The 17,529-nt window shown below is 69.2% G+C and carries 22 protein-coding genes; 10 read left to right on the top strand and 12 right to left on the bottom strand.

Annotated elements, in window-relative coordinates:
- Positions 1–47 precede the first annotated feature (47 nt).
- Both panC and SGRAN_RS01775 read left to right on the top strand, forming a co-directional pair.
- Positions 48–887 carry a pantoate--beta-alanine ligase gene (panC, locus tag SGRAN_RS01780; RefSeq protein WP_067186803.1) on the top strand — a complete coding sequence of 280 codons (840 nt, stop codon included), beginning with the start codon at positions 48–50 and terminating at the stop codon, positions 885–887.
- Between the two features lie 249 nt (positions 888–1,136).
- A complete protein-coding gene (locus SGRAN_RS01775) occupies positions 1,137–1,451 on the top strand; it encodes an SEL1-like repeat protein (protein WP_067113472.1) in 315 nt (104 codons plus the stop codon).
- Between the two features lie 274 nt (positions 1,452–1,725).
- Here SGRAN_RS01775 and SGRAN_RS01770 read toward each other — a convergent pair whose 3' ends face one another.
- The 4 genes from SGRAN_RS01770 to SGRAN_RS22875 are packed head-to-tail and all read right to left on the bottom strand — an operon-like array spanning position 1,726 to position 4,275.
- Complete coding sequence (locus SGRAN_RS01770) at positions 1,726–2,874, bottom strand: GNAT family N-acetyltransferase (RefSeq protein ID WP_067180227.1); 1,149 nt, start codon at positions 2,872–2,874, stop codon at positions 1,726–1,728.
- An 8-nt stretch (positions 2,875–2,882) separates the two neighbouring features.
- Positions 2,883–3,347 carry a RidA family protein gene (locus SGRAN_RS01765; RefSeq protein ID WP_067180217.1) on the bottom strand — a complete coding sequence of 155 codons (465 nt, stop codon included), beginning with the start codon at positions 3,345–3,347 and terminating at the stop codon, positions 2,883–2,885.
- A gap of 26 nt (positions 3,348–3,373) precedes the next feature.
- Positions 3,374–4,006 carry a hypothetical protein gene (locus tag SGRAN_RS01760; RefSeq protein ID WP_067180213.1) on the bottom strand — a complete coding sequence of 211 codons (633 nt, stop codon included), beginning with the start codon at positions 4,004–4,006 and terminating at the stop codon, positions 3,374–3,376.
- Entirely contained in the window at positions 4,003–4,275 is a 273-nt protein-coding gene (locus SGRAN_RS22875) for a DUF3572 family protein (RefSeq protein WP_067180210.1), read from the bottom strand. The genes SGRAN_RS01760 and SGRAN_RS22875 overlap by 4 nt, the downstream gene beginning before the upstream one ends.
- 87 nt (positions 4,276–4,362) lie before the next feature.
- Here SGRAN_RS22875 and SGRAN_RS01750 point away from each other — a divergent pair, with 87 nt between their 5' ends.
- A complete protein-coding gene (locus tag SGRAN_RS01750; RefSeq protein ID WP_067113488.1) occupies positions 4,363–4,725 on the top strand; it encodes a response regulator in 363 nt (120 codons plus the stop codon).
- Between the two features lie 219 nt (positions 4,726–4,944).
- On the opposite strand, the gene SGRAN_RS22490 is transcribed toward SGRAN_RS01750, so the two are convergent.
- Complete coding sequence (locus tag SGRAN_RS22490) at positions 4,945–5,106, bottom strand: hypothetical protein (protein ID WP_156483138.1); 162 nt, start codon at positions 5,104–5,106, stop codon at positions 4,945–4,947.
- Positions 5,107–5,257: 151 nt separating this feature from the next.
- Between SGRAN_RS22490 and SGRAN_RS01745 the strand changes: the two genes are divergently transcribed.
- The gene (locus tag SGRAN_RS01745; protein WP_067186801.1) at positions 5,258–5,743 is read left to right on the top strand and encodes an Lrp/AsnC family transcriptional regulator; all 486 of its coding nucleotides are present in this window, start codon (positions 5,258–5,260) and stop codon (positions 5,741–5,743) included.
- Between the two features lie 4 nt (positions 5,744–5,747).
- Here SGRAN_RS01745 and SGRAN_RS01740 read toward each other — a convergent pair whose 3' ends face one another.
- From SGRAN_RS01740 to SGRAN_RS01715, 7 genes are all read right to left on the bottom strand, one after another.
- Positions 5,748–6,224 (bottom strand): DUF2269 family protein, encoded by a 477-nt coding sequence (locus tag SGRAN_RS01740; protein WP_067180207.1) that lies wholly within the window; start codon positions 6,222–6,224, stop codon positions 5,748–5,750.
- Positions 6,221–7,501, bottom strand: a complete 1,281-nt coding sequence (locus SGRAN_RS01735) for an SDR family oxidoreductase (protein WP_067180204.1) — start codon at positions 7,499–7,501, stop codon at positions 6,221–6,223. Before SGRAN_RS01735 ends, SGRAN_RS01740 begins: the two co-directional genes overlap by 4 nt.
- 23 nt (positions 7,502–7,524) lie before the next feature.
- Entirely contained in the window at positions 7,525–7,680 is a 156-nt protein-coding gene (locus SGRAN_RS22485) for a hypothetical protein (RefSeq protein ID WP_172709598.1), read from the bottom strand.
- A gap of 267 nt (positions 7,681–7,947) precedes the next feature.
- A complete protein-coding gene (rpmG, locus tag SGRAN_RS01730) occupies positions 7,948–8,115 on the bottom strand; it encodes a 50S ribosomal protein L33 (RefSeq protein WP_067113762.1) in 168 nt (55 codons plus the stop codon).
- 497 nt (positions 8,116–8,612) lie between these two features.
- Entirely contained in the window at positions 8,613–9,347 is a 735-nt protein-coding gene (locus SGRAN_RS01725; protein ID WP_067180201.1) for an energy transducer TonB, read from the bottom strand.
- A 304-nt stretch (positions 9,348–9,651) separates the two neighbouring features.
- Complete coding sequence (gltX, locus tag SGRAN_RS01720; protein ID WP_067180197.1) at positions 9,652–10,962, bottom strand: glutamate--tRNA ligase; 1,311 nt, start codon at positions 10,960–10,962, stop codon at positions 9,652–9,654.
- Positions 10,963–11,097: 135 nt separating this feature from the next.
- Complete coding sequence (locus tag SGRAN_RS01715) at positions 11,098–12,759, bottom strand: NAD+ synthase (RefSeq protein ID WP_067180193.1); 1,662 nt, start codon at positions 12,757–12,759, stop codon at positions 11,098–11,100.
- Positions 12,760–12,907: 148 nt separating this feature from the next.
- Here SGRAN_RS01715 and SGRAN_RS01710 point away from each other — a divergent pair, with 148 nt between their 5' ends.
- From SGRAN_RS01710 to SGRAN_RS01685, 6 genes are all read left to right on the top strand, one after another.
- Complete coding sequence (locus SGRAN_RS01710; RefSeq protein ID WP_067180190.1) at positions 12,908–13,843, top strand: ribose-phosphate pyrophosphokinase; 936 nt, start codon at positions 12,908–12,910, stop codon at positions 13,841–13,843.
- 263 nt (positions 13,844–14,106) lie between these two features.
- Positions 14,107–14,889 (top strand): histidinol-phosphatase, encoded by a 783-nt coding sequence (gene hisN / locus SGRAN_RS01705; protein WP_067180187.1) that lies wholly within the window; start codon positions 14,107–14,109, stop codon positions 14,887–14,889.
- Between the two features lie 25 nt (positions 14,890–14,914).
- The gene (locus tag SGRAN_RS01700) at positions 14,915–15,265 is read left to right on the top strand and encodes a GFA family protein (RefSeq protein WP_067180184.1); all 351 of its coding nucleotides are present in this window, start codon (positions 14,915–14,917) and stop codon (positions 15,263–15,265) included.
- Between the two features lie 372 nt (positions 15,266–15,637).
- Complete coding sequence (rpmI, locus tag SGRAN_RS01695) at positions 15,638–15,841, top strand: 50S ribosomal protein L35 (RefSeq protein ID WP_067112163.1); 204 nt, start codon at positions 15,638–15,640, stop codon at positions 15,839–15,841.
- A gap of 12 nt (positions 15,842–15,853) precedes the next feature.
- Complete coding sequence (gene rplT, locus SGRAN_RS01690) at positions 15,854–16,219, top strand: 50S ribosomal protein L20 (RefSeq protein ID WP_067112161.1); 366 nt, start codon at positions 15,854–15,856, stop codon at positions 16,217–16,219.
- 331 nt (positions 16,220–16,550) lie between these two features.
- On the top strand, positions 16,551–17,453 hold the full coding sequence (locus SGRAN_RS01685; protein ID WP_237233686.1) for a helix-turn-helix domain-containing protein: 903 nt from the start codon (positions 16,551–16,553) through the stop codon (positions 17,451–17,453).
- Positions 17,454–17,529 lie beyond the last annotated feature (76 nt).

Here is a 17,529-nt window from a genome sequence, read left to right as displayed (position 1 = left end):
GCATGGGGTGGCGTATGGACGCCGCCAATATCGGAGGGCGGGCGGCCGTGCAAATCATCCGTGATATCGCCACGCTTCGTCGCGCGGTCGACGCGCTCAAACTGGGGCGCAAGAGCGTCGCGCTGGTCCCGACGATGGGCGCGCTGCACGCGGGGCACCTGTCGCTGGTGCGGATGGCGCGGCGCGTCGCCGACCATGTCGTCGTGTCGATCTTCGTCAACCCGACGCAGTTCGGCCCGAACGAGGATTTCGCCGCCTATCCGCGCGACGAGGCGCACGACGCCGCGCTGCTGGTCGAGGAAGGCGCGGCGCTGCTCTGGGCGCCCGACGTCTCCGTCATGTATCCGCCCGGCCATGCGACGCATATCGCGGTCGCCGAACTCGGCGCCGATTATTGCGGCGCGGCGCGGCCGGGCCATTTCGACGGCGTCGCGACCGTCGTCGCCAAGCTGTTCAACCAGGTGCGCCCCGACATCGCGATCTTCGGCGAAAAGGACTGGCAGCAGCTTGCGATCATCCGCCGCATGGCGCGCGACCTCGACTTCGCGATCGATATCCTGGGGGCGCCGATCGCGCGCGATCCCGACGGGCTCGCGCTGTCGTCGCGCAACGCCTATCTGACCGCCGAGCAGCGCGCGGCCGCCGCCGCCTTTCCCGCCGCGTTGCGCGCCGCCGCGGCGGCGATCGCCGGCGGCGGCGCGGTCGCCGCGGCGCTCGCCGATGCCGAGGCGACGATCCGCGCGGGCGGCTTCGCCAGCGTCGACTATGTCGCGCTCGCCGACGCCGACAGCCTCGAACGCCTGACCGAATATCGCCCCCCGGCCCGCCTGCTCGCGGCGGCGCGGATCGGCACCACGCGCCTGATCGACAATCTGGCGGTCGAGTAGCACCGTCGCCCCAGCGAAAGCCGGGGCCGATGTCGGCGTTTCCCGTCATCGTCGCGTAAGCCGATAGCGACCCCGGCCTTCGCTGGGGCGACGAATCTTTCGGGAAAACATGGTTTGAAAACCCGCGGATTTCAGCGCCCGCCGCTACTAATCCCCAAAAAACCGACGCGTCGTTAACGCTTTGTTGACCATAAGCCGCAACTTTGGGGCCGAGGTCTCCATGTGGGGTGGAGGCGACAGGGGGTTATCATGGCGAACAGTCTGAAGTCTGCCCAATATCTGATCGAAAGCCGGCTGCTCGACGCCGCGCGCGGCGATGCGAGTGCCTATTTCGACCTGGGCGTCGCATTCTCGACCGGCACCGGCGGGGTCGATGTCGACCTGATCCAGGCGCACAAATGGTTCAACCTCGCCGCGCTCGGCGGCAATGTCGAAGGCCAGCAGTGCCGCGCCGACGTGTCGAACGAAATGAGCCGCGACGAAATCGCCGAGGCGCAGCGCCAGGCGCGCGCCTGGCTCGACGAGACCGCCCGCCGTCCCGCCGCCCGCCGCTTCGCGGCCTGACGTCATGCCCGGTCCGCGTGGGCGTTCTTGAAACTCACGCGAAGGCGCGAAGAAGAAAATCTCACATGAAGACACGAAGAGGGCGGTTTCTGCCGTTCCGACTCGCGATCGTCATCGGAGATTATCTGGCCGGACTTTGTCCGGCCCTTTTCCAGCCGGCGTCGAAACCGGCGCAACGATCGAGTCGCATCACACCCTCTTCGTGTCTTCGTGTGAGATTATCCGAAAACCGGCCATGCAATTCTCTGCGCGCCTTCGCGCCTTTGGGTGAGGTTCAATCCGCCCGCCGGAACGGCATATGGCCTTCCAGCCATTCCATTTCCTGCATCTCGGCCGCGCGTTCGCGCTCCAGGAAATCTGCCACCGCGCGCCGGAACCCCGGATCAGCGATGAAATGTGCCGACCAGGTCGCGACGGGGCCATAGCCGCGCGCGAGCTTGTGCCCGCCCTGCGCACCCGCCTCGACGCGCGCCAGCCCGCGCTCGATCGCGACGTCGATCGCGCGGTAATAGCAAAGCTCGAAATGCAGATAGGGGATGTCGGCCACACAGCCCCAATAGCGGCCATAGAGCGTGTCGGCACCGATCAGGTGCATCGCCCCCGCGACCGGCGTATCGCCGTCATAAGCGACGATCAGCAGTACGCGATCGGCCATCCGCGCGCCGATCAGGTCGAACGCAGCGCGCGTCAGATAGGGGTGCCCCCATTTGCGCGCGCCGGTGTCCTGATAAAAGGCCCACATCGCATCCCAGTGCGCGGGGCCGATCGCATCGCCCGTCACCTGCTCGATCCGCAGCCCCGCCACCGCGCGCGCGCGCTCCTTGCGCAGCTGCTTGCGCTTCGCGGAGGTCAGCGTGGCGAGGAAATCGTCGAAGCTGCGATAGCCGGGATTGGCGAAATGGAACTGGACGTCGCGCCGCACCAGCCATCCCGCCGCCTCGAACAGCGGCATCTGTTCGGGCGCGACGAAGGTCGCGTGCGCCGACGACAGCGCGTTCTGCCGCACCACCGCCTCAGCGGCGCGGATCAGCAGCCGCGCGTCCTCGTCGCCCGCCGCCAGCAGCCGCGGCCCCGGCACCGGGGTAAAGGGCACCGCGATCTGCAGCTTGGGGTAATAGGCGCCGCCCGCGCGCGCCCACGCGTCGGCCCAGCCGTGGTCGAAGACATATTCGCCCTGGCTGTGCGTCTTCAGGTAAGCGGGCGCCGCGGCGACCAGCGCGCCCGCGCCGTCGTCGACCAGCAGCGGCGCCGGCTGCCAGCCCGTCCCCGGCCCGACGCTTCCCGATTCCTCGAGCAGCGACAGAAAGGCATGGCCGACGAAGGGATTGGCGCCCCCCGCCAGCGCGTCCCACGCCGCCGCCTCGACCGCGGCGACCCCGGTGCCGAGCGAAATCGTCCGCGCGGGCGGGTCGGCGTCGGCCATCGGGCCCGCTACGCCGGCCGCACCGCCACGATGGCGTCGACCTCGACCGCCGCGCCCAGCGGCAGCACCGGAACGCCGACCGCGCTGCGCGCATGGCGCCCGGCCTCGCCGAACAGCGATTCCATCAGTTCCGACGCGCCGTTCGCGACCTTGGGCTGCTGCGTGAAGCCGGGATCGCTGTTCACGAACACGCCCAGCTTGACGATCCGTTCGACGCGCGACCAGTCGCCGCCGACCGCCTTGCCGACCTGCGCGACGATCATCAGCGCGCAGCGGCGCGCGGCGTCATAGCCGCTCGCCTCGTCCATGTCGGCGCCCAGCCGCCCGGTGACGAGCTGCCCGTCGCGGAACGGCAGCTGCCCGCTGACGTGCAGCAGCCCCCCCTGCTCGACGACGGGCACATAGGCGGCGACCGGCGCGGCGGGCGTCGGCAGGTCCAGGCCGAGTTCGGCAAGCTTGGCGGCAATATCCATCATACATCCTTCCATGGGTTGTCCGGTCAAAGGGGCGGGGCGGGCAGGTTGCCGGCGATGCGCGCGAGGATCCACTCGCGCGCCGCGGCCCACTCGTCGATGCGCGCATGCGCGTGCGCGGCGGCGGGAATCCGGCCGGCGATCGCGGGCTCGCCGACCATGTGCAGCCGCCACACGCCCGGCGCCGCGGCGGCGACCGAATGGTGGTGGTTCGGCAGGTCGTCGATGAACACCGTGACGCTCGGCGCGCGCTCCTCGATCAGCCGGCGCACCGGTTCGCCCTTGCCGCCGCGACTGCCGATCACCGGCGCGTCGAGGCCCAGCGCGGCGAGCTGGTCGGCGCGGCGCTGCTGGTGGTCGGGGCCGACGTTGGTCAGGATGACGATGTCGGCGACGCGCGCGATCGCGGCCATCGCGGCGACCGCGCCGGGGATCGGATATTGCCGCGCCATCTCGGTGCGGAAGAATCCGTCGAGCAGCGGCCACACCTCGGCCGCCTCCAGCGGCGTGCCGCAATCCTTGCGCTTCAGCGCATTGGCGAAGCTCGTGTCCTCCATGCGGAACAGCACGCCGTGCGCTTCGTCGACCCACTGCGCGAAGGGCACGACCATGTGCATCAGCACCTCGTCGCAATCGCTGATGACGAGCGGGCGGGTCATGCTTCCTGTCCTTCCTGTCCTTCCAGTCGGCGCGCCGCGGCGGCCAGCGCGTCCGGCTCTATATCGAGTGCCGCGGCGCAGGCGACAAGGTCGGGCTCGTACGCGGTCAGGAAGGCGAGCACCGCCGCCAGCGTCGCGCGCTGCCCCAGCGCGGCGCGCAGGCCATCGGGCGTCAGCCCGGTGGTCGCGAGCAGCCGCTCGGCGCGCGGCTCGTCGCCGACGATCCAGCCGAGCGCCCGCAGCGCCAGCGCCGCGTCATCATCCCGCAAGAGGCGATCCTTCCATGGGAAGCAATTGTGTCCGGCCGCCGATTCGCCTAAACGAGCCGCGGACGCAAGCGGGGAAAGCGGCAGATCATGGGAAAGACCGTCCTGGTCGTCGAGGATAACGAGCTCAACCTGCGCCTGTTCTGCGACCTGCTCAACGCCCATGGCTACAGCGCGCACCCAGTGCGCGACGGCCGCGATGCGCTGGCGAAGGCGCGCGAGATCGCGCCCGACCTGATCATCATGGACATCCAGCTTCCGCACGTCAGCGGGCTCGAACTGATCGGGCAGGTCAAGGCCGACCCGGCGCTGCGCGCGGTGCCGATCATGGCGGTGACCGCCTATGCGGGAAAGGGCGACGAGGAACAGATCCGCGCGGCGGGGGCGGAAGCCTATGTCTCGAAACCCATATCGGTGATCCGCTTCATCGAAAGCGTCGGCGCCTTCGCCTAGGACCGTCCCATCAATCGATGTGTCCCGGCGCCGAAGACGGCTTCCGATGCCCCGGACTGGGACATGACGACCCTGGATTGGCCCACTTCGTCATTGCGAGCGGAGCGAAGCAATCCAGGGCGGTTTACACCGCTCTGGATTGCCGCGCGGCTTCGCCGCTCGCAATGACGGGTCGACCGGAGCGTCATCCAAAGACGATCGCTCCAACTCCGCCCGCGATCAGGCGAGGACGGAACGCCGCGCGGTCCGGCGCAGGCCTGCCGGAGCGGGCTGCCGCTGCCACGGCGAATCATAATGAACCGCCACCGCGGCGGTCGACGCTTCGATCATCATGGTCCAGAACTGGCCGATCGGGCCCGAACGGGATGCGTTGCGAGTCATGTCGTATCTCCTGAATCGATCGTTGCGCGCAAGGAGAAGGGAGGGGAAGGGAGAAACCCTTGGCGCAGCCAGGTATCTACGCCATCGGGCCCGGCCATTGGCGCCGATTTTGGTCATGGCGGCGACCAAAATTCGCGTTATGACGCAGGGAATGCGAAAAAAGATCGACCTCGACCGTTTCGACCGCCGGCTGCTCGAACTGGTGCGCGCCGACAATCTCGAACCCGCGCGGACTCTCGCCGACAAGGTCGGGCTGTCGGTGTCGGCGGTACTGCGCCGGCTGCGGCGGCTGCGCGACGAAAAGGTGATCGTCGCCGACCGCGCGATCGTCGACCCGGCGCTGACCGGATCGGCGCTGACCATGCATGTGCTGGTGCGGATGGAACAGGCGGGCGCGCAGACGATGGACGGCTTCGCGCGCGAGATCGCGCGCCACCCCGAAATCACCGGCGCGTGGGACGTGACCGGCGAGGACGACTTCCTGCTGAAGGTGCAGGTCGGGTCGATGGAGGAGTATGAAGCCTTCACGCGCCGCGCACTCGGCGAGGACAGGGGCGTGCATTCCTTCACCACGCTGATCGCAATCCGCACGATCGTCGAGGACGACACCTCGCGCCGCCCGCTGCGCGACCTGTGACCGCTCACCAGAGCGCCGGCTTCGCCACCATCAGCCAGAAGACGCCGACCAGCCCCAGAAACGCAGGCCAGCCGAGCAGGAACCACAGCCGCATCGTCCGCTCGTAATCCGGCCCCAGCGGCCGCCCGGCGCGCGCCGCCGCCTCGGCAAGCCGCTGCGCACGAATCTGCAGGCCGACGACCGGCGCCCAGCAGGCAAAGGCCAGCGCATAGAGCGCATATGTCGCGAGCAGCCACGGCTCGGTCAGCGAATAGCCCGCGTGATGCGCGAGCCACAAGCCGCTCACCGGCTGCACGACGCCGCTGGTGCCGGTAAAGATCCAGTCGGCGCGCACCACCATGCGGCCGACGGCGGCGATCGTCGCCGGGTCGCGAGTCAGATGGGCGTTCCACAGATACCAGGCGGTCCCGGCGCCGAAGCCGAACAGCACGGTGCTGCTGACGATGTGCAGCATCTTCACCAGCAGATAGAGGTCGGTCACCTTTTGTCCCCGATGGCGCCGTGCACCGCGACGAGCAGCAGGATCGGCAGATTCTTGAGCAGCGGACCCAGCGGATCGAGCCACAGGCGCGGCAGCGCGAGGCCGATGACGATCGTGTAGCCGAGGATCAGGCCGATCTGGACGACCGTGCTCCAGCGCGCCTTGCGGTCGAGCAGCACCAGCGCCGCCACCGCGATATCGGCCAGGCTGGCGCCGATGCGCAGCGGGTCGGCCAGACCGGCGGGCAGCCCCAGGCTCGCCGCCAGCGCGCGCGCCGCTTCGCCGCCATGCGCCAGCCCGAGCCATGCCGAGGCGAGCCACAGCAGCGCCAGCGCCGCGCGAATCGTGGGCGCGAGGAAGAAGAGGCGCGCGTGCCAGCGATCCTGCACCTCGGCCGGCCGCGCCGCGAGCGCATCGTTCAGCCGGCGCGGCGCGCTGCCGGTTTCGCGGGCATAGGCGGCGCTGTCGCCGGCGTTGCCCGCGACGAGCTGCGCCAGGCTGTTGCTCGCGATCGGCCCGTCGCCCGCGAGGTCGCCGATCCGGCCGAGCAGGCGCATGACCGGCATCGGGATCGACACGAAGCGCGCCGCGCCGAACCCCAGCCAGCCGCGATAGGCGCGCAGCAGGCCGCGCAGGTCGATCGTCTCTGGCCCCACCGGCTCGAGCGTCCGCGCGGCGAAGCGGTCGTCGGCGCACAGGCGCGCCACGTCGCGCGCCAGATCGTCGACATGGATCGGGGTGAAGCGCTGGTCGCCCGCGCCGGGCAACGGGACGGCCAGCGGCAGCCCCGCCATTCCGCGCAGCAGCGAGGTGCCGCCATAGCTGCCGTCGCCATAGACGAGCGACGGGCGCAGGATCGTCCAGCCAAGCCCCGAGGCGCGCAGAACGGCCTCGCCCGCCAGTTTCGCGCGCGCATAGTCGGTCGCGACCTCCTCGCGGGCGCTGATCGCGGACAGCAGCACCACGCGCGCGACCCCCGCGTCGCGCGCGGCGGCATACACAGCGCGCGGCATCGCGACGTGGACTGCCTCCATGTCGGGCCCGCGCAGCACGCCCGCAGCGTTGACGATGCAGGCGACGCCGGCCAGATGCGCGCGCCACGCCGCCGCATCGGTCGCTCCGGCCAGGTCGACCGCCACGAACCGGACCCCCGGAAACGCCGCCTCGAGGTGCCCGACCCGGCGAACCACCGCGACCGCCTCGTGCCCCGCGTCGCGCAACGCGGTCAGAATGTGCCGGCCGATGAAACCGGCGGCCCCCAGGATCATCACCTGCATGCCCGCTCCTTCCGCCCAGCGGGTTAGAGCATGATGACATGATAGGGAATCGTCATTGCGAGGAGCACGGCGAAGAAGCAATCTCCCTCGCGGGTGACGGTGCGGAGCACGCCCGAATCGATCCCGTCCGCGATTGGCCTGCGAAAGCGACCCACAGCCGCCGACGGGCGCGGGTCCATGCGGATTTCGTGCGTTCATCCGATCTCCCCTCTCGCTTGCGGGAGGGGTCGGGGGCGAGCTCGAACCCTTGCGCAAGGCCGCTGCCCCCACCCATCTCCTGATGGGGCGGGATACGATTCAAGTCCGACAGGACGGCCCCGGAAGCCGCCCCGCACCGGCGGGCACGAAAAAGGGCGGCTCGCGGCCGCCCTTCTGTCCATCGTCCGGCCTTTGCCGGATGACGCGCTTTCGAACCCCGCGCGCCATCGGGCGCGCCGGGCGCGGCGTCACTTGATCTTGGCTTCCTTGAACTCGACGTGCTTGCGCGCGACGGGATCGTATTTGCGCACCGCCATCTTCTCGGTCATCGTGCGCGGGTTCTTCTTGGTGACATAGAAAAAGCCCGTGTCGGCGGTGCTCACCAGCTTGATCTTGACGGTCGTCGGCTTGGCCATGGCCTCATGTTCCTCGAACTATTGACGCATCCGCCGGCCCGTCCGGCGCATACGGCGGGACGATGGCCCCGGCGATTGCTGAAAAACAAAGAGGGCCGCGTCGCACGCCGCCCCCCTTCATCCCGGCGCCCTTGGCGGGATTCGGCGCCTATGTCAAGCGAAAGCCGGGCCGGGCGAGAGGCTGCCCCGGCCTGGATATGCCGGTTTATCGACCGTGTGGCTGGATCGTTCTTGAATCGAGCACCGCCGTGTCCCCGCGCAGGCGGGGACCCAGAGCCTCATCGCGCCACCGCTGGCTCTCCGACACTCTGGGCTCCCGCCTTCGCGGGAGCACATGGCTGTTCGCTCAAAGACAACCACACTTCCAGCGGCCCGGCAAAAGCCGGGCGGTGCCTGTCGCAGGGTCCGATCATGGATGCTGAAATCGGTTCAGCATGGCGGAGAACGATGCTGCGCGAGAACGGGGCAAGCGCATCCGCTCCCAACTCGCTGCGCCGTCAGGCGTCGCGAATCTGGAAGCGGACGGTCATTTCCTTCCAGCTTTCCTCGGGCACGCCGCCGCGCGTCGCGGGCTTGAAGCGCCATTTCGACAGCGCGCGCCTGCGCGTCGCCTCGAAGAAGGCGGGGTCGTCGGTGCTGACCAGTTCGACCGCCTTGACCCGTCCGTCGGTGCCGATCAGCACGCGGACGCGGACGACGCCCTCGATCCCGGCGCGCTGCTCGCGCGCGGGATAGTCGGGCTGGAACGTCCCGGCGAAGCGCGGATCGACCGCGGCGGCGACGAGCGCCGGGCGCGGCGGGATCGGCGGATCGACCGCGACCGCCACACCCGCCCCGCTGCCCGACGGCGGCGTCAGCGGCGGCGCGGGCGGCACCGACGGCGGGTCCGCCGCGACCGGCGGCAGCGGCGAGACCGTCGTCGTCATCGCCGACGGCTGCGGCTCGGCCTGCGGCGGCTGCGGTTGGGGTTCGGGCGGTGGCGCCGGGGGCAGGGTGAAGCTCTTCCACGGCACCGGCGCGCTCGTCGGCGTGCGCTCGATGATCATCGGCGACAGTGCCACCGCGACGACGAGCGCCGCGGGCACGCCAAAGGCGAACAGCGCCGCCAGCGGGCGATGCCCGGCGCCGGGGTCGTAGCGCGCGCCCGGTGCCGGGATGGCGGGGGTGCCGGCGGGGGCAGGGGCGCGCTCCGGCGCCGCCGCGAGGGCCGAAATCAGGGGTATCAGCGTCATGGCATCTCTCCTTGCCTGTGCCGACCCGGCCCCGCCGCGTATCGACCGCCGCTATCGGTCGGGTCGATTGATGTGATAATATAACGTCACCGCTATTGTCAATGGAGAGCCGGAAAGGGCAAGATGCCGGGACGCTCCGCCGCCGCCCGTCACCCCGGACTTGATCCGGGGTCCCGTTCAGCAACGTGGAAAAGCGGGACCCCGGATCAAGTCCGGGGTGACGAAGAAGCAGGCGCCTTCAAACCCAAAGAGCGTCGTACCGCGCCCTTTTCAATGCAGGACAGGGGCGGGACAGCCGCCCCGTCTATGCCGTCGACAGCCGCGCGATCGCCTCGTCCCTTGCGATCAGCGGCAGCAGCTCGCCCATGTCGGGCCCGTGGTCGCGCCCGGTCAGCGCGCGGCGCAGCGGCAGGAACAGCGCGCGACCCTTCGCGCCCGTCGCCGCCTTCGCCGCACCGGTCAGCGCGTGCCAGGGATCGGCGCTCCAGTCGATCGCCGGCGCCGCCGCCGCCGCCGCCGCGAGCACCGGCCGGTCCGCCGCGTCGGGCGCGGGCGGTGCGAAGGGGCCGTCGAACACCGCCACCCAGTCGGCCGCCTCCGCCACCGTCGCCAGGTTCGGGCGGATCGCGATCCAGCGCGCTTCGTCGATCGCCGCAGGCAGGCGCGGCGCGACCGCGGCATAGGGGGTGTGGTGGAGAATCTTCTGATTCAGCAGCGCCAGTTCGCCCTCGTCGAAGCGCGCCGGGGCACGGCCGAAGCGCGCGAAGTCGATGCCCGCGATCAGCGGATCGAGCGTCGTCACCGGCTCGACCGGGTCGCTCGTCCCCAGCCGCGCGAGCAGCGCCGCGAGCGCGATCGGCTCGATCCCCGCCGCGCGCCAGTCCGCCATGCCGAGCGCGCCGAGCCGCTTCGACAATTTGCCCTCGGTGCCGACGAGCAGCGCCTCGTGCGCGAATTCCGGCGGCTCGGCGCCGAGCGCCGCGAACATCTGGATCTGCGCCGCGGTGTTCGACACATGATCCTCGCCGCGCACGACGTGCGAAATGCCCATCGCGATATCGTCGATCACGCTCGGCAGCAGATAGAGCCAGCTTCCGTCGGCGCGCCGCACCACCGGGTCGGACAGCGTCTTCGGCTCGAAATGCTGCGGCCCGCGAATCAGGTCGGTCCATGCGATCGGCGCGTCATGGTCGAGCCGGAAGCGCCAGTGCGGCGCGCGCCCTTCGGGCACCGGCGCCCCCTCGGGCTGGCGCTCGTACACCGGCGGCAGCCCGCGCGACAGCAGCACCTTGCGCCGGATGTCCAGCTCTTCGGGCGTCTCGTAACAGGCATAGACGCGCCCCGCCGCCTTCAGCCGCGCGAACGCCTCGTCATAGAGTGCGAAGCGCGCCGACTGCCGCTCCTCGCCGTCGACGTCGAGCCCCAGCCACGCAAGGTCGGTGCGGATCGCCTCGACATAGTCCTCCTTCGACCGCTCGCGGTCGGTGTCGTCGATACGCAGCAGGAAGCGCCCGCCATGCTTGCGCGCCCACAGCCAGTTGTGCAGCGCGGTGCGGACGTTGCCGACATGGAGATTGCCGGTCGGCGAGGGCGCGAAGCGGGTGATGACGGTCATGGTGCGCGCCTATAGCGGCTTTGCGCGCCCGGCGGAAACAATGGTTCACGCGAAGACGCGAAGAAGAGAAATGGACGGCTTGGCCGCGCTCTTTTCTTTCTCTGCGCCTCGCCGCGAATCGTTCCGAACGTCGTCCTACCCCGTCCGGAACCCGTGGGTGATCGGATAGCGCCGGTCGCGGCCGAAGTTGCGCGTCGACAGCTTCACCCCCGGCGGCGCCTGCCGCCGCTTGTATTCGGCGAGCATCAGCAGCCGCTCGATCCGCGCCACCGTCGCGCGGTCGAAGCCGTGGCGCGCCACGACGTCGTCGACGCTCGCTTCCTCCTCGACCAGCATGTGCAGCATCCGGTCGAGGTCCGCATAGGGAGGCAGGCTGTCCTCGTCCTTCTGGTCGGGGCGCAGCTCGGCGCTCGGCGGCTTGGTGATGATCGAATCGGGCATCACCGGCGCGCGCGGGTTGCGCGACAGCCGCGGGACATGCGCGTTGCGCCACCGCGCGATGGCGAACACCGTCGTCTTGTACGCATCCTTCAGCGGGTTGTAGCCGCCCGCCATGTCGCCATAAATGGTCGCATAGCCGACGCTCATTTCGCTCTTGTTGCCGGTGGTCAGCAGCATCGGCCCGAACTTGTTCGACAACGCCATCAGCGTCACCCCGCGGATGCGCGACTGGATATTCTCCTCGGTCGCATCGACCGCGCGGCCGGCGAAGCTGTCCGCCAGCATCGCGTCGAACGCCTCGACCGCGGGGCCGATCGCGATGGTGTCGAGCCGGCACCCGATCATCTGCGCGCAGCCCCGCGCATCGTCGAGGCTTTCCCGGCTGGTGAAGCGGCTCGGCAGCATCACGCACCAGACCTTGTCCGGCCCCAGCGCATCGGCGGCGATCGCGGCGCACAGCGCCGAATCGATCCCCCCCGACAGGCCGAGCACGACGCCGGGAAAGCCGTTGCGCATCACATAGTCGCGCAGGCTGACGATCATCGCGCTGTATATGTCGGCAGGGTGCGCCTCCCATTCGGCGAGGTCGCCGGGCGCGCACGCCCAGCCGTCCGCCCCCTTCGTCCAGCGCGTGACGCGATCCTCCCCGCCCCAGTCGATCAGCCGGTGCGCGGGCGCCCCGTCGGCGTTCAGCACGAACGAGCAGCCGTCGAACACCAGCTCGTCCTGCCCGCCGACGCGGTTGAGGAAGATCAGCGGCAACCCGGTTTCGGCGACGCGCGCCGCGAACACCTGCGTCAGGCGGCGGTCGTCCTTGTCGATCTCATAGGGACTGCCGTTGACCGAGATCAGCAGCTCGGCCCCCTGCGCCGCCAGATGCCCGCACACCGTCGGCAGCCAGCCGTCCTCGCAGATCGGCAGGCCCAGCCGCACCCCGCGCCACGTGACGACGTCGGGCAGCGGGCCGGGCGCGAACACGCGCTTTTCGTCGAAGGTGCCGTAATTGGGCAGCTCGTGCTTGCGCCGCGTCGCGACCACCCGCCCCGCGTCGAGCAGCGCGACGATATTATAGAGTCGCCCGTCGTCGCCCCGCTCGACCGACCCGACCAGCATCGCCGGACCGCCGTCGCCGGTCTCGGCCGCCAGGTCGCCCAGCAGCGCCGCCGCGCGCCGGGCCAGCGCGGGCTTCAGCACCAGATCCTCGGGCGGATAGCCGATCAGCTGCAGTTCGGGAAACAGGATCAGGTCGGCGTCGGGGTACCGCGCGCGCGCCGCGCGCATCGCATCGGCGTTGGCGGCAAGGTCGCCGACCGCCTGCGTCATCTGCGACAGGACGATGTTAAGCTGTTCGGTCATGGCAGGGGTTTAAGCGCAACCGCCCCGATTTCAACCGCCGAGCGTCGCCGCGTTCGCGACCGCCCGCCCGCCTTTACCCCCTTCCCCTTCGCGTGCCCGCTGGTTAAGGGGCGCGCATCCTTCCCCACACGGCGACAAGGGGCCACGCATGAAACTCATTTCCGGCAACAGCAATCTTCCCCTGGCCCGCGCGATCGCCGACTATCTGGAATTGCCGCTCGCCGACACCAGCGTGCGCCGCTTCGCCGACGAAGAAGTGTTCGTCGAGATTCACGAGAATGTCCGCGGCCAGGACGTGTTCGTCATCCAGCCGACCAACTATCCGGCGAACGACAATCTGATGGAGCTGCTGATCATCACCGACGCGCTGCGCCGCGCCTCGGCCAAGCGCATCACCGCCGTCATCCCCTATTTCGGCTATGCGCGGCAGGACCGCAAACCCGGCCCGCGCACCCCGATCTCGGCCAAGCTGGTCGCCAACCTCATCACCACCTCGGGCGCCGACCGCGTGCTCGCGATCGACCTGCACGCCGGGCAGATTCAGGGCTTCTTCGACATCCCGACCGACAACCTCTATGCCGCGCCGGTGATGAGCGCCGACATTCAGGCGCGCTTCGGCGACCGCAACCTGATGGTCGTCTCGCCCGACGTCGGCGGCGTGGTGCGCGCCCGCGCGCTCGCCAAGCGGCTCGACAACGCGCCGCTGGCGATCGTCGACAAGCGCCGCGAGCGCGCCGGCGAATCGGAGGTGATGAACATCATCGGCGACGTGTCGGGGCGCTTCTGCATCCTGATCGACGACATTGTCGATTCGGCGGGAACGCTGTGCAACGCCGCCGCCGCGCTGAAGGCGCAGGGGGCAGAGGGCGTCGTCGCCTATTGCACCCACGGCGTGCTGTCGGGCGGGGCGGTGGCGCGCGTCAACGCGAGCGAACTGACCGAACTCGTCATCACCGATTCGATCATGCCGACCGACGCGGTCAACGACAGCGACAAGGTGCGCGCACTGACCGTCGCGCCGCTGCTCGGCGAGGCGATCAAGCGCATCGCCGACGAAACCAGCGTGTCGTCGCTGTTCGATTGAGGCCCGTGAGGATTCGGGTTTCGGCACAGCGTCTCCCTTTCGTCACCCTGAACTTGTTTCAGGGTCCATGGCCTGCCCTCACCTGAAAGGCGGCGCAAAAGGGGGAGGTCCGGCCATGGACCCTGAAACGAGTTCAGCATGACGAACAGATGAGGCAGCGCGCCGAACGCCGAATCCTCACAGGCCATACACCGGGAGTCCGGATTCGTATTTTCCTGCTCCCCCCTTCCCTACCCGTTCGCTAAAAACTTGGATTCTGCCCCATGACCCTCGAATCCGACATCGCCCTCGCCATCCGCCTCGCCGACGCCGCGGGCGCCGTGATCCGCCCCCATTTCCGTGCCGGTTTCGCGCACGAGGCGAAGGGCGACGACTCGCCGGTCACCGAGGCCGACCGCGCCGCCGAGGCCGCGATGCGCCGCCTGCTCGATGCCGAAGCGCCGCGCGACGGCATCATCGGCGAGGAATATGGCGCCGAGCGGCCCGACGCCGCGCGCCAGTGGGTGCTCGACCCGATCGACGGCACGGTCAGCTTCATGGCCGGCCGGCCGATCTTCGGCACGCTGATCGCGCTGTTGCAGGACGGCTGGCCCGTGCTCGGCATCATCGACCAGCCGATCGCGCGCGAACGCTGGGTCGGCGCTACCGGACAAGCAACGCTGTTCAACGGCCGTCCCGCCGCGACGCGCGCCTGCCGCAGCCTCGCCGACGCGGCGCTCGCGACGACGGGACCGCAGTATTTCAGCGATCACGACGGCGAGCATTTCATGGCACTCGCGGCAAAGACCGCGCACAAGCGCATGCTCTTCGGCGGCGACTGCTACAATTACGGCCTGCTGGCGAGCGGCCATATCGACCTGGTGGTCGAGGCGGGGCTGAAGCTCCACGATTTCGCGGCGCTGGTGCCGGTCGTCGAGGGCGCGGGCGGGACGATGTGCGACTGGAACGGCGATCCGCTGAACGCCGACAGTGACGGCCATGTCATCGCATTGGGCGATCCCGCGCGGCTCGAAGATGTTATCGAGGGCCTCGCCTGCCACCATTAGGGCCAAGACCCAGGGAGAGAAGACCATGGCGTTCGACGGAAGCTGCCATTGCGGCGCGGTGACCTATACGGTCGAAGGCGACATCCCCGACACGGCGATGAGCTGCAACTGCTCGCACTGCCGGCGCAAGGGATTCCTGCTGACCTTCGTGCCGATCGACAAGTTCCGACTGACCGGCGGCGCCGACAAGCTCGCCTCCTACAAGTTCAACAAGCATAATATCGACCACCAGTTCTGCACCGACTGCGGCTGTCAGGGCTTTTCGGTCGGCACCGGCCCCGACGGGGCGAAGATGGCGGCGGTCAACCTGCGCTGCGTCCCCGCGGCCGACCTCGATTTGCTGACGATCCAGAAGGTCGACGGGGCGAGCTTCTGAACCTCGTCATTGCGAGGACCCCGGACTTGATCGGCAACCCTCCCTTTTCGACAAGTCACTGTTCCCCGGCGAAAGCCGGGGTCCATGCGAGGCAGCGCTGTGCCATCTGGACCCCGGCTTTCGCCGGGGAACGGCTCCTGACTCGCCTGAAGGGTATATGTCGACTTGATCCGGGGGGCGTAGCAACCCGCAGCCTCCGGCATGCAGAAGCCTCGATGGCTGGAGACTGCCTCGCTTCGCTCGCAATGACCGGATCTTGAGCGAGACTTGCATTTCGGCGCGAATCCCGCTAGGCGCGCGCCTTCCGATTGTGTCGGCTGGCTGAAAGGGCTGCCAGGCCGATACGCAAACGGACTTCCAAAGGAGACCAAAATGCCCAAGCTCAAGACCAAGAGCGGTGTGAAGAAGCGCTTCAAGTTCACCGCCTCGGGCAAGGTGAAGCACGGCGTCGCCGGCAAGCGCCACCGCCTGATCTCGCACAATGCGAAATATATCCGCACCAATCGCGGCACCAGCGTGCTCAGCGATGCCGATACCGCCCATGTGCGCCTCTGGGCGCCCTACGGCCTGAAGTAAGGAGCGGACCCCATGTCCCGTATCAAACGCGGCACGACCACGCGCGCCAAGCACAACCGAGTTCTGGCACAGGCGAAGGGCTATTACGGCCGCCGCAAGAACACGATCCGCATCGCCAAGCAGGCGGTCGAGAAGGCCGGCCAGTACGCCTATCGCGACCGCAAGGTGAAGAAGCGGAGCTTCCGCGCCCTGTGGATCCAGCGCATCAATGCCGCGGTCCGCGCCGAAGGCCTGACCTATTCGCAGTTCATGCACGGCGTGAAGCTCGCGGGGATCGAACTCGACCGCAAGGTCATGGCCGATCTGGCGATGAACGAAGGCGGCGTGTTCACCACGATCATCGCCCAGGCGAAGGCGGCGCTGCCCAAGGCCGCGTAACGCCGGATCGAGCCATCGAATCGCAAAAGGGCGGTCCCATCCGGGGCCGCCCTTTTGCGTGCGCGCCGCGCAAAGAGAGACGGCGCGGAGCCAGGCCCCGCGCCGTCTCGACGATGATCAAAGCGATACACCGCCCCCCTCCCTCCGAGCCGCTAAGCCGTGGGTCGCAGAAAGCCGACGGCCGGTGGAAGTGTTCCCATCCTCTGGCACAAGCCGCGCCGAAGAAGCGTGACATATGCCGTCCGGAACATGACAATAATTGTAAGAACCCGACAATCGGGTCGCTTAGCTTGTTGTTTTTTTGCGCATCCGTCCGCAGAAGCGACAGGGCATGACCGACGCGATGCAACCGCAGGGGCCGGGCGCCGATGTGCGCGTGACGACCCGCTTCTTCCCGGTGTCGGAGGCGCTGCGCCCCTATGCCAGCATCATCTATCTGACCGACGTCGCCGCCCCGCCGGGGGTCCGCGTCGATGATTATCTGCACCCCGAATGGGCGAACATGCGCTTCATCGACGGCACCGCGCCGCTCGCGGCGATCGGCGGCGGCGTCCCGGTCCCGGCGCCGCGCTTCATCGCCACCGGCCCGACGAGCAAGGCGAGCTATTTCGCGGCCGGCGCGATGCGCGTCTGGGGGATCGGCCTGTTACCGATGGGCTGGGCCAAATATGTCCCGATATCCGCCGAGGCATTGGCGGACCGTTTCTGCGACGGCGAAGCGCACCCCGCCTTCGCCGCCTTCGCGCCGCTCGCCGCACGACTACCCCGCGCCGCGGACGTGGAAGAGGCGGCGCGGACGATCGACGCGCATTTCGCCGCGCTGCTCGGCGCCGCGCCGCGCGACGACCCGGCGATCCGCGCCGCGCACGGCGCGCTCGTCGACGAGGAACTGGCGAGCGTCGCCGACCTCGCGGCCCGGCTCGGCCTGTCGGCGCGCTCGGTCGAGCGGCTGAGCCGCCGGGCGTTCGGCTTTCCGCCCAAGCTGCTGCTCCGCCGCCAGCGCTTCCTGCGCAGCCTTGCCCGCTTCATGCTCGACCCGACGATGGCGTGGATCGACACGCTCGATCACCACTATCACGACCAGGCGCAGTTCACCCGGGACTTCCAGCGTTTCATGGGGATGAGCCCGCGCGCCTACGCGGCGCGGCCCAAGCCGATCCTCGGCGCCGCCGCCCGCGCCCGCGCCGCCGCCGCGGGCGAAGCGGTGCAGGGCCTGCACCGGCCCGGCGCCTGAGCGCTTCGGGGTTGACCCGCGCGCCGCCTTCGGTGCAAGCGGCGGCGGAACGACCCGGCATCCGGAAACCACCATA

Origin of the sequence: Sphingopyxis granuli, from assembly GCF_001559015.1 — a bacterium.
Taxonomy (GTDB): domain Bacteria; phylum Pseudomonadota; class Alphaproteobacteria; order Sphingomonadales; family Sphingomonadaceae; genus Sphingopyxis; species Sphingopyxis granuli.
Note: the sequence above shows the minus strand (reverse complement) of the source record. Positions and strands in the feature narration are given on the sequence as shown.

Coding starts and splice junctions, on each gene's coding strand:
- gltX (WP_067180197.1), bottom strand. CDS start 10,962: ATGACCGTCATCACCCGCTTCGCGCCCTCGCCGACCGGCAATCTCCAT.
- SGRAN_RS01750 (WP_067113488.1), top strand. CDS start 4,363: ATGGGAAAGACCGTCCTGGTCGTCGAGGATAACGAGCTCAACCTGCGC.
- SGRAN_RS01775 (WP_067113472.1), top strand. CDS start 1,137: ATGGCGAACAGTCTGAAGTCTGCCCAATATCTGATCGAAAGCCGGCTG.
- SGRAN_RS01770 (WP_067180227.1), bottom strand. CDS start 2,874: ATGGCCGACGCCGACCCGCCCGCGCGGACGATTTCGCTCGGCACCGGG.
- SGRAN_RS01765 (WP_067180217.1), bottom strand. CDS start 3,347: ATGGATATTGCCGCCAAGCTTGCCGAACTCGGCCTGGACCTGCCGACG.
- SGRAN_RS01685 (WP_237233686.1), top strand. CDS start 16,551: ATGACCGACGCGATGCAACCGCAGGGGCCGGGCGCCGATGTGCGCGTG.
- rplT (WP_067112161.1), top strand. CDS start 15,854: ATGTCCCGTATCAAACGCGGCACGACCACGCGCGCCAAGCACAACCGA.
- rpmG (WP_067113762.1), bottom strand. CDS start 8,115: ATGGCCAAGCCGACGACCGTCAAGATCAAGCTGGTGAGCACCGCCGAC.
- hisN (WP_067180187.1), top strand. CDS start 14,107: ATGACCCTCGAATCCGACATCGCCCTCGCCATCCGCCTCGCCGACGCC.
- SGRAN_RS01745 (WP_067186801.1), top strand. CDS start 5,258: ATGCGAAAAAAGATCGACCTCGACCGTTTCGACCGCCGGCTGCTCGAA.
- SGRAN_RS22490 (WP_156483138.1), bottom strand. CDS start 5,106: ATGACTCGCAACGCATCCCGTTCGGGCCCGATCGGCCAGTTCTGGACC.
- SGRAN_RS01725 (WP_067180201.1), bottom strand. CDS start 9,347: ATGACGCTGATACCCCTGATTTCGGCCCTCGCGGCGGCGCCGGAGCGC.
- SGRAN_RS01735 (WP_067180204.1), bottom strand. CDS start 7,501: ATGCAGGTGATGATCCTGGGGGCCGCCGGTTTCATCGGCCGGCACATT.
- rpmI (WP_067112163.1), top strand. CDS start 15,638: ATGCCCAAGCTCAAGACCAAGAGCGGTGTGAAGAAGCGCTTCAAGTTC.
- SGRAN_RS01700 (WP_067180184.1), top strand. CDS start 14,915: ATGGCGTTCGACGGAAGCTGCCATTGCGGCGCGGTGACCTATACGGTC.
- SGRAN_RS01715 (WP_067180193.1), bottom strand. CDS start 12,759: ATGACCGAACAGCTTAACATCGTCCTGTCGCAGATGACGCAGGCGGTC.
- SGRAN_RS01710 (WP_067180190.1), top strand. CDS start 12,908: ATGAAACTCATTTCCGGCAACAGCAATCTTCCCCTGGCCCGCGCGATC.
- SGRAN_RS22485 (WP_172709598.1), bottom strand. CDS start 7,680: ATGGACCCGCGCCCGTCGGCGGCTGTGGGTCGCTTTCGCAGGCCAATC.
- SGRAN_RS01760 (WP_067180213.1), bottom strand. CDS start 4,006: ATGACCCGCCCGCTCGTCATCAGCGATTGCGACGAGGTGCTGATGCAC.